General features: G+C 66.1%; 13 protein-coding genes. All 13 read right to left on the bottom strand.

From position 1 onward, the window contains the following. The 13 genes from ACQR0Z_RS23035 to ACQR0Z_RS22975 all read right to left on the bottom strand — a co-directional run bounded on the left by ACQR0Z_RS23035 (position 1) and on the right by ACQR0Z_RS22975 (position 12,314). Positions 1-225, bottom strand: a complete 225-nt coding sequence (locus ACQR0Z_RS23035) for a hypothetical protein (RefSeq protein WP_434920157.1) — start codon at positions 223-225, stop codon at positions 1-3. 7 nt (positions 226-232) lie between these two features. After that, positions 233-706, bottom strand: a complete 474-nt coding sequence (locus ACQR0Z_RS23030; protein ID WP_434920156.1) for a hypothetical protein — start codon at positions 704-706, stop codon at positions 233-235. Next, on the bottom strand, positions 706-1,473 hold the full coding sequence (locus ACQR0Z_RS23025; RefSeq protein ID WP_434920155.1) for a glycoside hydrolase family 108 protein: 768 nt from the start codon (positions 1,471-1,473) through the stop codon (positions 706-708). The genes ACQR0Z_RS23030 and ACQR0Z_RS23025 overlap by 1 nt, the downstream gene beginning before the upstream one ends. Positions 1,474-1,690: 217 nt before the next feature. Beyond that, a complete protein-coding gene (locus tag ACQR0Z_RS23020; RefSeq protein WP_434920154.1) occupies positions 1,691-2,608 on the bottom strand; it encodes a tail fiber protein in 918 nt (305 codons plus the stop codon). Between the two features lie 4 nt (positions 2,609-2,612). Further along, entirely contained in the window at positions 2,613-3,263 is a 651-nt protein-coding gene (locus ACQR0Z_RS23015; protein WP_434920153.1) for a phage tail tip lysozyme, read from the bottom strand. A 164-nt stretch (positions 3,264-3,427) separates the two neighbouring features. Beyond that, complete coding sequence (locus tag ACQR0Z_RS23010; RefSeq protein ID WP_434920152.1) at positions 3,428-6,721, bottom strand: hypothetical protein; 3,294 nt, start codon at positions 6,719-6,721, stop codon at positions 3,428-3,430. Then, on the bottom strand, positions 6,722-8,134 hold the full coding sequence (locus ACQR0Z_RS23005) for a hypothetical protein (protein WP_434920151.1): 1,413 nt from the start codon (positions 8,132-8,134) through the stop codon (positions 6,722-6,724). Positions 8,135-8,138: 4 nt separating this feature from the next. Then, positions 8,139-8,999 (bottom strand): tail fiber domain-containing protein, encoded by an 861-nt coding sequence (locus ACQR0Z_RS23000; protein ID WP_434920150.1) that lies wholly within the window; start codon positions 8,997-8,999, stop codon positions 8,139-8,141. Between the two features lies 1 nt (position 9,000). After that, the gene (locus ACQR0Z_RS22995) at positions 9,001-9,411 is read right to left on the bottom strand and encodes a hypothetical protein (protein ID WP_434920149.1); all 411 of its coding nucleotides are present in this window, start codon (positions 9,409-9,411) and stop codon (positions 9,001-9,003) included. Further along, positions 9,395-9,703: a hypothetical protein gene (locus ACQR0Z_RS22990; protein ID WP_434920148.1), complete on the bottom strand. Its 309-nt coding sequence runs from the start codon at positions 9,701-9,703 to the stop codon at positions 9,395-9,397. Before ACQR0Z_RS22990 ends, ACQR0Z_RS22995 begins: the two co-directional genes overlap by 17 nt. Then, positions 9,700-11,181: a hypothetical protein gene (locus ACQR0Z_RS22985; protein WP_434920147.1), complete on the bottom strand. Its 1,482-nt coding sequence runs from the start codon at positions 11,179-11,181 to the stop codon at positions 9,700-9,702. The genes ACQR0Z_RS22990 and ACQR0Z_RS22985 overlap by 4 nt, the downstream gene beginning before the upstream one ends. Next, a complete protein-coding gene (locus tag ACQR0Z_RS22980; RefSeq protein WP_434920146.1) occupies positions 11,181-11,810 on the bottom strand; it encodes a hypothetical protein in 630 nt (209 codons plus the stop codon). The genes ACQR0Z_RS22985 and ACQR0Z_RS22980 overlap by 1 nt, the downstream gene beginning before the upstream one ends. A 99-nt stretch (positions 11,811-11,909) precedes the next feature. Beyond that, positions 11,910-12,314 (bottom strand): hypothetical protein, encoded by a 405-nt coding sequence (locus ACQR0Z_RS22975; RefSeq protein WP_434920145.1) that lies wholly within the window; start codon positions 12,312-12,314, stop codon positions 11,910-11,912. Between the last annotated feature and the right edge of the window lie 9 nt (positions 12,315-12,323).

Raw genomic sequence — 12,323 nt, 5'->3', positions numbered from 1 at the left:
CTAAAGCCCTTTCGGCTTGAAGTTTGCGTAGCTGGCGCGAACGCCCTCGTACCAACCGGCGGTCTGGCCGAGCTGATTGCGGATCTGGAGGTCATCGCTGACCGTGAGGCGCAGCATCGCCCGGGTGTCTTTGCCCCTGCATCCTTTGACGCCGTACCAGGGAAACCGGCACTGCGTATCCAGGGCCGGTGGCGGCGGGGCCTCGACGAGCTTTTGAGGCACCATCGGCAGATCACGGGCGGGTGACGGCACGGCCGGAGCCTCGGCCTTGGACGAGGCGCAGCCCGAGAGCATTGCGCACGTCAGCATCAGTGAACTCGCAAGCAGGCCGCGCCGGCAGTGAGGCGATGTAACCCGTGTCGTCTTGATGTTGCGCATTGAAGTCTTCCTGAAGTTGGGCCGCTCGCTTATTGGCGTCGGCCGCCGCTTTGGCCGCGATGTCGAGGTCGCGTTGCTTGATGGCGAGCGTTGCGCGCAGGCTGTTCAGCATTTCCCGCTCACCGGCCACGCGGTGCCCGCAGACGAAGGCCACGCCCAGGCCGACCAGCACGGCAAGCAGGCGCGCAGCCGGAACATAAGCGCCGATGACCGGCAGGTACCGACCGAGCGGAACGAAGCCGACGCCGGCCGATAGCAGGAGCACCAGGCCGTCGAAGGCCAAGGCGAGATCGGACGTCGCGACCGTCCAGAACAGTTGTGAGAGCACTAAATCGCCTCCTTGAGCTTGGCGTTCGTCCACAGCGAATAGAGCGTGAAGCCAACCCCGATCACCGCGCAGGCCAGAAGCACGTACTTCATGACCGAGAGGGTTTCGGAGAATGGCGCGAGCTGTTCCTGAATGGTCTGCACCGTCGCCGCGCCCGCGGAGACCGTCGCCGTTGTTGCCGTCGCCGTCGCCGGGGTCACCGGCGGCGGGGCGACGTCCTCCGTCCGCGCCTTTGCGCAGCCGGTTGGTGCGGCGTGGTGCGGAATGTGGTCATCCTGCAGTGACGGAATCGCCATGGCGGAAGCGACCTGCTCGACGAGATCGACGCGCTTGATCCAGCCATTGCCGAAGGTCGGGAACGTCTTCAGCTTGCGCATGAAGGCCCGCCGCTGGCGGCAGATCGAGGCAACTACCTCGTGCGGGTCCGCGTCATGGGCAGCCAGCAGGGTATGGTCGCCGATGTCCCCGTCATCCTTGACGCCGAGCGCACGTCGTAGCCACTTCACCGACTGAGCCACGCCCGAGTTAACCGCGCCATCGAACACGCAATAGTCGATACCATCCGGCAGCTCGTCGCAGCGCGCGCCATTCCAATATTTCTTGCGGTAGATCTCATTGCGCTCGTCGAGCGTGATCAGCCTGACGTCGCGCGGCGGCTGGCCCTTCAGGCGGCGCCAGGCGCTGTAATCCCGGAAGGTGATGCCCCACATGGTGGCCCCGCCAGGGTCCGCCGGATGATTGGAGTAGCGCCCCTCGCTGCCGAGCACGCGCCGCAGGCAGCGCTCGAAATTCCCATCTGCCAATGCCCTGCCCCCAATGCAAAAAGCCGCCCCGGAACGGGCGGCTGCTGTCGTTGTTTCGTACGATACAAATTGGCGGCTTAGACGACCCGCATGATGTAGTTGCAGAGAATGGTCGGCTGCACGACGTTGTGCGCGGCGTTGCCGCCCGCGCTGGCGGTCGTGTCGAGGCCGTTCGAGCTGTTCACGCGAACGCCGGTCGTGTTGGCGTTGACCGTCGCTGTCGAGGGGTTGTACCAGACCTGAAGGTCTGCTGCGACACCGTCGCGGCACTGTTGGAGAATTTGAACGCATCGGTGCTGTGGCCATGGCCGGGATCGTAGATACCGGCGCCGTGATAGTGGCTCGGCATCTCGTTGACCGTGAGCGCATGCGCATCCTCGCCGCCAGCCGCGCCGAGGGTGTGCCGGATGCTCGCCATGCCGCCCGTAACCAACCGGTTCGCCGTGGTGCCGCCCATATTGTCGGGGCAGGCAGAGACCCGCCCGCGCTTGTCCGGAAGATTGAAGGTCGTCGTGCCATCGCCTGTGCCGTAAGTCGTGCCGATCAACGCAAACAGCGCAGCATAGGCGGCCCGGCTGATGGCCTGGCCGTAGGGAAACGCAAACGAGCTGTTCGGCGCGGTCGGCGCCCAATAATCGATGCCACCGCCGAGCGGAATGCAGTAGGGATTGCCGAAGAAACCTTCGAGATAGAACACGCCATCCGCAGCGCTGTAGAGCGCCGTGTAAGGCGTGCCCTGGATCAGCACGCCCGCCTGCAGCTCGGCCGCGGGCGCCGAACGCAGCGGCTTGGCGCCCAATCCATCGACGTTGAGGGTCACTGGGCCGCTGCCGTTGGTGACATGTGGCGAGAACGCGATCACCTGCCGATCGAGATGGACCAGCGTGTCAAAGGCCTGATAGCTCGCCAGCGTGTAAGCCGTCGCGGTGCCAGCGGTAACGATCGCGCCCGCGACGTCGTCGCGATACTTCGCCAGCGCCGCCATCGCGCCGCGCACGCCGTCGTTGACAGCCGATGGCGCCATACCTTCCGGAAACGGACAGGTCGTGTCGGCATTGCCGTTGTTGCCCGCGATCTGCGACCATTTGAAGAACGTCATAAGCTCAGCCTTTCAGGGAGAACGGCGCCGTTTCCAGGCCAAAGTAATTCGGCCGCGGCGGGAGAATGTTGCGAAGTTGCGGGACGGCTGCGAGAGCGGCCATGTCGAACATCGGCGTGGCCTGCGCCTTCGCTGGTGGCGCCGCCGGCGATGCAGCCGCATCGGGCGCCGGTTGTTGGACAGGGCGGTTAAGGCCGTCTTTAACCGCCCCGTTTACCCCCTGCGCCGGCCCCGCCATCGACAGCGGCACGGCCCTTGATCCGTCGTTCAGGAAGCCCTGCGCATAGGCGAGCCGCCGCCCCTGACTGTCATCGCCATAGCGGATGTAGGGCCTGAGCGCGGCGTTGGCCGATGCAACGTCGCCGGCCGCCTGGAAGCCGGCGGAGCTGCGCTTCTCCTTGCCGCCCATCTCGATACCGATGTAATCGAGCTGGACATTCGGATCATTGGCGGAGGCGCCGCGCGACGCCGCGTAATCACGCAGGCCTTGCAGGCGGTCGAGCCTCCATTGCAGCAGACCTTGTGCGCCTTCCTTGCGATTGAGCCGCGTCGGATCGCCGCCAGACTCCTGGAGAATGTTTCCAGTGAGCGCCGCCGCACGCGCCGGGCTGTAGCCGCGGTCAAGCAGCCCGTGATAGATCTCGTCTCCGTTCATTCAGTTCCCCAGGAGGCGGCGCATATGCGGCCGATCATTTGGCTTTGCATCGTGCTTTTCACAGCCTCGATGGCTGTCGTGAGGTTCGGCGTTCACGCGATGGTTGCTCGCTTCGGCGGTTTGAGCGGAATTGCCCTCGCCGTTGCTGTTTACGTTGCCGTGGTCTATTTCGAGCGGCGCCGGTCCTCGTTGGATTGCTGAATGGCTGCCTGACTGCGCAGGCCTGAAGCGAGCATCAGCCTTTCACTCACCGGCCGCCCTGCTTGAGGCCCGTAGAACAGACGCGTGGCGTTGTGTGCGGCGTTGAGGTTGCCTGCGGCAGTCACAGCCTTGTCCGCTGCGAAGGCCACCGCAGCGCCCGGCAAGCCGCCATGCGTCAGCCCGAGTAGCGGCAACAGCGTTTGACGCAACCCGCCGGCCATCTTCGCCAGCATCGGCGCGGTGCCCGAGGGGTTGGAGGTCCCCTTCACCGGGATCATCTGCTTGTAGACCGCAGCGAGCTTGCGCATCAGATCCAGTTCCTGCGGCGAGTAAAGAACCTGCGCGAGCTGGCCGCCGCTCTCGTTCAAGAATTCGTGCAGCCGCTGAGACAGCGCCTGCGCTTCGAACGGAATTTTCCCCTCGCCCGCGTCCGTCAACTCGCGGAAGGCCAGTTGCCGAAGTCTGTTCCAGCTCTCCGGCGAGAGCTGCTTTTTCAGCCCTTGCGCGATCAGCGGCGCGTTGGCGCCGGTCCCCTTGCCATTGGCCCCCATCAAATCGTTGATGATCTTCTGCGGCGAGGCCGGCGGCGCGCCGTCGGCGCCGGTGTAGCGGCGGATCGCGGCTGCCGCGACGCCCGGATCATTCGGACGCGGCAGCGTCGAGCGCAGCCGCTGCGCATGCTGCGCCAGCGCCGCGCGCTCCTGCCCGTCGAACACGGTCTGAGCCAGGAGCTTGCCCTTTGTGCCCTTCAGAAATTCATCGATGCGCGCCGCCGCCTTCTCCGGAGCGCCTTCCATCAGATGCGCGAACAGCCCCTGCTTGTAGGTCGTGAACTCCGGCGAGTTGCGGCCGAAAATCGAGATGATGCGCTGTGCGATCTGGACCGGCATTTGCCCGCCGGGCCGGCTCAAATCGCCAAAAGCGAGCCTGACAACCGCATCGGGCGTTGCGGCCGTGTCGGAGAACTTGCCGAGGATCTTTTCAACGGCCGCACCGACGGCATCGCCCGAGCCACGCCTGGAGAACTTCGCCTTGTAGTCGGCGAAGGCCGCTCGCGCTTCGCGCTGCATCTCGAGCACCGCCGGCCCGTCGCCCGAGAACTTGCCCTCCTGCACCATGCGCTCAACGCGAGCGCCGAATTGGTCCATGATGTGCTCAAGCGCGTGCACGTCCGCGCCCGAGCCGCCCGCCATCATCTTTCGGCGCGCGTCGCCGTAGAGCGTCACCAGCTCCTTGCGCACCTGCTCAACGTCGCGCATCGTGAAGCCTGCGCCCGGCCGCTGCGCAGTTTTCGGAGCCGCTGCCGGCGGCGCGGCCCGATCGCCAGGAAAGCCGCCGAGCCCGGCCGCGTCCTCTTGCTCCAATTGAGCGAAGGCATGTTCGACCGCCGTATCGGCGTCCACACCCTCGCGCGACATTAACTCAACCGCGCGACGGCGAACGTCCGGATTGAGCTCGCTGTGGCCGGCCGCCGCAAGATCCTCCTCCAAGCCTCGAATGTGCTGCTCGTAATCGTGCTGCTCGCGCTCCGATCGCGCTGCCCGCTCACGCTTGGTCGCGTGCCCCTCGAAACCCTCCGGGTACCGCTTTTGCCCGCGCATTTCTGTATCAATCGCGTCGAGGAAATCGCGCTGCGTCGAGGTGGCGTTGTGATCGCCCCGCAGGTATCCGGCTTCCTCCGCTGCCTCGCGTGCATAATCGAGCGGCCAGCCGCCCTGCCGGACCAGCTTGCGACGCCCGGCTCCATCTACGTTCACGACGTGATTGTGCGCGCCGATCGCCTCCAATTCCGCATCAGGCCCCAAGCCGCCCTTTGACGCGATGAATTCCAGCAGGCTTTGCGACTTTGGCGTTGTGGCCGCCGCCTTCTGGCGGTCATAGGCCGCCGCGACCTGATCGCCGTACTTGGCCCGAACGTCCGCCACGTTCTGCGCGTGCTCGGCGCCGAGATCAGCCACAGCGCCTGGTCGACCGGGACCGACAGCGTTTAGCCGCCGGTCAATTACATCGAGCGCTTTGAGCGAAAGGCTGTGATTGGTCTCGTCGAGCTGCGATACGGGTCGATCCGCGTTCGCAAGCCCGGCCTCAACGTCGTTGCGGAAGCCGGCCGCCGAGCCGGGAGCAAACTCGCCCGGCTGTTCGTCCACCTTGGCATATTTGCCCCGGTAGTCCGCCTTTGCCGCCTCGCGCGCCGCCGCGATCCGATCGGACAGCGTTTCGCCCGCGTCAAAGGCAGACGGCGCGCGCATCTGGCCGCCGGCATCGAGCGAGCGGGCCAGCGACCGCCCTTCGCGCCCGACCTGAGCGACATTGGCCACGTCTGCGGCCTGCTGCGCCTGCTCTTTCGCGATCAATTCGGCGGCAATGCGCTCCGCCGCATCCTGCGGCGAGGCACCAGCGCCGTTCGGATTGAACCCGGCCGCGATGTTGTCGCGCGCCGCGCTCACGCGCGCGTCCTGGAGATCCTTGAAGCCCTGCGCCCGCTCCTGCGCCGGTTCGCCGCGACCGCCGCGCAAGATGATCTGCTCTTCCGCGGAGAGCGCCGGGTTTTGCGTCACCTGAGACTGTGACAGCGGAATTTCGACATCACCGACCCGAGCGATGTTCTGCGCCACCGGCGCGGCCGGTCTCACGCGGTCAGCAATCGCAGCCGCCACCTTGCCCACGCCCCTACCTACCGGCCCAGCAACCCCGCCGATCGCCGCGCCCATGCCGGCCGCTTCAATCGGGCTTTCACCACGGACCGCAGCATCGGCCGCAGCCAGCGCGCCGCCGGAGATCGCACCATTCCTCACCATCTGAGGGAGAGACCCGGCCAGGCCAAACGCCTTCGGCGCGGCCGACATCGGCGCCGTCATCGACGCCACGTTGCCGGCGACGTTGGCGGCCGTGTCGATCACAGGATGGTCCTTCGCGAAACGCTCGTCCATGCCCTGCTGGTCACGCAGCGAATGGGCATAGCGTTCGGAGAACGTCGGCTCCTGCAGCCGATCCTCAGGCGCGAAGAAGCGATTGAGAAGCGGCGCGAGCGTGGCGTTGGTCGCGGCGTCGAGCTTGTTCAGCGCCCCGCCGATGATCGGAACACCAGTCGCGGCCGAGCGCACGAGGTTGTTGGTCGCGACAGGCGCCGGCGGCGCGGCGCCGATCCCGAGTTGGCCCGCGATCTGCTGCACAGCCGCGTTCTGCTGATCGGGCGAGAGCTTCAGAAACTCGTCGCCGACCGTCACCGTGCGGTCTCCGATGGTCAATTCCGGCATCTACTTCACACTCCAGGGGATCGAGGCCCCGCCAATCGAGACGGTCCCGCTCGCGGACGACGGCGCAGTAGGCTGCGGCGCGGCGGCGCGATAGCCGGGCCCGGCGGCGCCGCGCATCTGCTCGATGGCCGCCGTCCGCATCTGGGCTTTCTGCTTCACCACGTCGGGGCCGTCGCCCGGCTGTGGGAACAGCTCCTTATCGTAACGGTCGAACTCGGCTTTCCCGATCGCGGCGCCGGACTCCTGACGCAGCAGCGCCGTGATGAACGCCGACTTCGCCTGATTGTATTTCTGGTACTGCGGCGACTGCGCGAGATTGCCGACGCCGCCGGGCAGCGCATCCAGACCCTTGCCCCACAAGCTCAGGCCTTCGCTCTGCAGGCCGCCCATCGCGCTCTCAGCCTGCTCCATGCGCGCCGCGAACGAGCCGGCCTTGGCCTGCGCCTCCGTCTTCTTGCCGGTCGCTGCATCCGCCGAGGCTTCCGTGATCCGCTTGACGAACTCTTTGCGGTCAACGCCGGGCGGGATCGCGATCGGCTTGCCATCGGGGCCGGTCACGGTCGCGCTATCCTCTCCAGATGCGGGACCCGCGAGCGGCTTGATGGTCCCATCGACCTCGTTGAACACGCCGTACGCCTTGCGGCCGCTGCCGTCCTCACTGGTTGAGACCACCTTGAACTTGTCGCGGCCGTAGAACTGATTGACCAGCGCCTGCATCAGGCCTGGATTGCGCATGGCGGCCTGGACGTCGGCAGGCGAAGCGCCCTTCGCGAGCAGCGCCTTTGACGTCGCATTCGCCGCTTGACCCACCGCATCCGTGCGCTCGCCGCTCGCAAGCGCCGAGACGCCGTTGAACAGTTTCGGAATGAGCCCGTGGCTGTTCTGCATGCTCGCACTCGCAGCGCCGAGCCGATCGAGCAGCCCCGCGCCGCCGAGCGAGAGTGGCGCGGCCGAGGCTGCGGGCGCCGGGCTTGCCGCCCCATCGCCCGCGGGTGCGATGTTCATCGGCGGAGCCAGCGGCCGCGGCGCACCGGATGCGGAGGCCGCAGCAGGAGCGGCGGGCGCAGGAGTCTGCGGAACTGCAGGAGTAGGCGCGCCAGGTGCCGCCGGTCCCGCGATCTGCGACGGCTGCACGTTCATCGAGCCGGGTCCGGCGAAGCTGAATGGCATGACGCCCGCGCCGAAGCCCGAAGCCTTCTTTGCAGCCGGGTCGGCAACTGAGAGCTTGCGCGGATCGCCGAACGGATCGATTGGCAGCACGCTGGAAGGATCGAGCCCCATCGCGCCGTACGAGGCTGCGGCTTCCGCGGCCTGCCGTTGTGGATCAGATACAAGCAATGGCGACGGATACAGCGCCCCCCAGGGCGAGGCCGCAGCATTGCTGCCGGTCAGGAAGTCGAGAATTCCAGCCATCTCATCAAGCTCCAAACAACAGGCTGCTCCACGAGCCCAGGCCCTGCCCGAGCATCGCCATCTGCTGCAGCCCGCTCATTTCCGAGGTGCCCGTTGCAGTCCCGTTCTGCGTGCCGAAGGTCGCAGCGACAGGCGAGACCATGCCGAGCAGAGTCTTGTATTGGTCGAGCGGAATCCCCGAGCGCTGCGCTTCCGCGGCAAGCGTCGTGTTGGCGCCCCAATTTTGATTGTTGAGCGCAGCACCCGCGACGTTGGTACCAGCAGCAATATTGCCATTGGCGGTCGCGTTGTTGCCGTTCAGGATGCCGTAGGTGGTGTTGCCTGCATTGTAGAGCGAGCTGGCCGCGTTCAGCTGATTGGTCTTGTCCGTGTTGTACTGAGCCGCAATCACCGGAGCGACGCCCGCCGCAATGCCTCGGCCGAGCGCCTGCGCATTGCCGGGCGAACCATCGCGTCCCGCCGCCGCCCACGCACCGTTGACCTGATCGGTCACGTCGCGCGTGATCTGGTCGAGCTGAGGTTTGAGCGCAGAATTCGCGCCAATCTCCGAGCCGTTCGCGGTCGAGGTCAACAGCCCCTTGTAGTCGTTGAGGTTGGAGGTGATGGCCGCATCATTCTTGGTCGCTCCGCCGCCGTTCAGAAGCCCGAGCGCGCCTGACGTCAGCGCCGAGGTAAACGGGCTGCCGGCCGCGCCGTTCGCCGACAGTTGATTGATCGCCGAGGTCTGCGCCGTGTTCGGCGTGGTGCCGACGCCGCCGGCAATCGTCGAGAGATTGCCGAGGATGCCGTTGAGCGTCCCCGCGGCCGGTTCGTAGGGCGACAGCTGCGAGGTCTGCGTTTGCGTGGTCTTACTGGTCCCGCCCATGTCATAGAGGCCTTTCGAGAACGACGTTGGAGACGTGATAGTTTCGCAAGGCGCGCACCCATCCCTTGCGGCCGTAGATGCGGACCTTGGCCGCGCCTTCTGCCCTCGCCCATGCTTCGATGGCCGGCAGCAGATCGAGCCAGCGATCCATGTTGGCGCCGCCGCAGGCCGTGATCTGACAGACGAGATGCCGATCCGTGTGGACCAGCAGCGTCACCGCGGCGGCGTCGATGCCGTCGCCTGACGTCGCGAGCCACAAAAGCCCGTCGCCTTCGAGCACATCGCGCTCGAGGTCGGCCGTGTGGCCGAGATCGGTCCGCAGATAGGCCGCGCGCAGCCGCGCTGCGACATGCGGCCAGACTTCGCGCGCCCGCTGCGGCGGAACGCAGACGAGATCAGCCGAGACAGACATAGAAGAAGGTTCGATCCGTCTGAGAATTGTTCGCGTGCGCGATCGTGAACGACTGCTTTCCGACCACGCTGATGAAGGTGCTAGCGAGCGCCGCCGCAGCATTCGCGGTCCGAGGGAACAAGAACACCGCGGATTGCGCGGCACAGTTCGGCGGGTTGACTGTAGTGGTGGTCGCGCCCACCGCGAACGTGACCGTTCCCGTCGCGTTCGATCGGCCGTTGTAGAGGCTCTGGATCGCGAGCGCGAATTTGGACGGGTCCTTTTCCTGGGTCGAGACGCTGTAACCGCTCATCTCGTCCCCACTGGCGCGAGCCCGAGCGGCTCGACGCCGCTCATGAAGGTCCATGTCGTGCCGGCGGGCACGCGGCACTTGAAGCGGCTGTAACGGGTATCCAAGAGCATGTTGCAGATCCCGGTGACGGGATTGAGAAAGCTTTCGGCGCCGACCGTTGCCGCCTGCTGCAGGTTCTCGCGCCGCGACGCCGAGCCGTAGACGGACGTTGCATCCGACACCGGCCGGAAGCCGCGCTTCATCCTGATGCGCCGCCCGTCCGTGCCCTGCTCCGCCGTCTCAAGGCTCGCTTCCAGCATCGGCCCGCGGAAAAAGCTCAGGGTATGGGCTCCGTCGAACGCGGCGAGCTCCGGGACGATCGCCGCCTGGAAGCCGTCGAGCGATTGCGTGATGGCGTCGAGGTTCGTGCCCACCAGGCCGTCGAGCGCTTCGAGCGTCACACCCGGCTGCGACATTTCGAACACCACTTCTCCGGAGACACGCAGCGGAGTGAACTTGTCGAGCACGGCATCGTAGCAGAGCACCTTGTCGAACTGGTTGGTCTGGCCGTTCACCGACTTGTAGAACCACAGGATGCGCGACGAGCGCGGATCGGCCACGCCCTGGAACAGCTGCGGGTTGGCGGCATAGAGATCGGCGAAGAACGTCCGGTCTACGCGCTCACGCCCGATCTGCGCCGGCACACCGCCGGGGTCGACCCGCTGAAAGCCCTTCAGCGAGTAGAAAAACACGGTCGAGCCCGAGCGCACGAGGCTGTAAGGGCCGTAGATGCCGAGCTTCTCCGCAATCTTCTCGATCTGAAACACGCGGGGGTCACCCGGCAGATAGGTCATGCGCCGGATGATCGTGTCCTGCATGATCAGGCCGCTTTCGCCGCCGGCAATGCCGCGGCAGAAGCCGCCGTCCGGCAGGTCCTGCCAGTCGCTGGAGTTGAGCCCAGGAGTCCATGACGTCGGCCCGTTGACGTCGTTGAGGCCCGACCACTGCACCCGGTTCGGATTGGACAGCAGTCCGGTCAGCACCACGAAGCGCCCGACCACGTCGATGTAGCGTGCCTGCGGCGGGTTGCCGGCGAGATCGGCGAACGCCGACGACGTCGTGATGTCGAACACCTGCGGCACCGTGTTCGCCTGGACCGCGATCACCAGATTGTTGAACTGCCGGAACTGCCAGAGGTCCCCGGCCGAGATCGCCGGGTATGATGCGCCGGCCTTGGAGATCCTCGACCACCCGAACGTCGTGTTATTGAGCTGGTAGAGGTCCGTTGCGGTCGCCGCGAACACCACCACCGAGCCGTCGACCCGATAGGCAGCGAAGCCGCCGCGGCACTGCTCGCCGAGCGCCTGCGACAGCGCCGCCAGCGACGGGAACGGCCCGTAGCCGTCATTGCGCGGCACCACGTTGAGCACGCCGCGCCCGGTCGTGGCCTGATAGTCCGAGACATCAGGCCGGTACTCGCCGAAGGGGATGAGGGGCATTAGAACTCCGTCCCGCGAATGCGGCCGGTCGCCGAGCGCGCCGAGGTCTCATAGTCGAGACCAGCTTTGAGGCCGGGTATTTGCGCCTGCATCCGCGCCGCGCCGTCTGCATCCTCCAGCACGTTCATGTAGAGGATCAGCTTGGCCTGCGCCCGGATCAAATTTTCCGCCTCGTTCGTCCAGGCGTTGGCGTCGGTCGAGTTGACCAGCGGCGGCAGCCGGTAGTGCATATGCGGCCGGATCACCCACGCCTGCACCGGCTCCGGGTACATGATGATCTGCCGGTCCGCATAGGTGTAGATCGTGGGCCGGCCATTCGAGACATTCAGCGCGGTCAGGAACTCGAACTCATCCGGCTCGTACCAGTCGAGCGGATAGACGCTCGTCCCCCAGCGCAGGAACAGCCGGTCAATCCGGATGATGTCCGGGATTTGCGCGAGATCGGCGCCGGTATAGGTGCCCTGCCCCGGCACTGTCCGAAACGTCAGGCTCCGGGTCGTGTTGAACCAGAAGCGCTGCCGCTCATACTGCTTGACCGCGTCCTGAATGGCGCCTTGGATCTGGCTTCCGAGATCGCTTCGCGTCAGGTCGCTTGCGATCGCGTTTTGCAGGTCTAGATAATTTGCCATCGTCCACCGCCACGGGCGCAGGAGCCACGGGAGCGGCGGGCGGCTGCCGATCGTCGACAACCGCCGCGCCGTAATGCGTCAGGAACAGCAGCGGGTCCATCACTGCCCGATGTTCAGATCATTGTCCGGCACGTACTCGATGACGACGTAAGCTGCGCCAGCCGTCGCAGCGGCGCCGGTTTGGGTGTAGGTCACCTGGACCTGCTTGTCGGCCGCGAGCGGGCCAAGCGCGGCACCGGTCGGAGCGCTCACGAACTGACCGACTGCGCCCACGGTCTGCGCGTTCACGATGTTGGTGGCGCTGTCGCCGGCCGTGCCGACGCTCAGGGTGTTGGTGGTCGCAGCGTTGAATGCGCTGGTCACCGTTGCGGTCGCGCGGAGGATGATGGCGCCCTTGGGCAGCCAGTTCTTGGAGATGGCCGCGCCGGAGGCGGCATCGTTGAAATTCACCTTGAAGCGCAGATAGTGCACGAGCTGCAGCGCGTTCTTGCGTGCGGTCGACATGAAGGGGGT

The sequence above is a fragment of the Bradyrhizobium sp. HKCCYLS3077 genome (assembly GCF_051167555.1).
GTDB lineage: Bacteria > Pseudomonadota > Alphaproteobacteria > Rhizobiales > Xanthobacteraceae > Bradyrhizobium.
The sequence above is the reverse complement of the archived record's forward strand: the minus strand, read 5'-3'. Positions and strand labels throughout refer to the sequence as shown.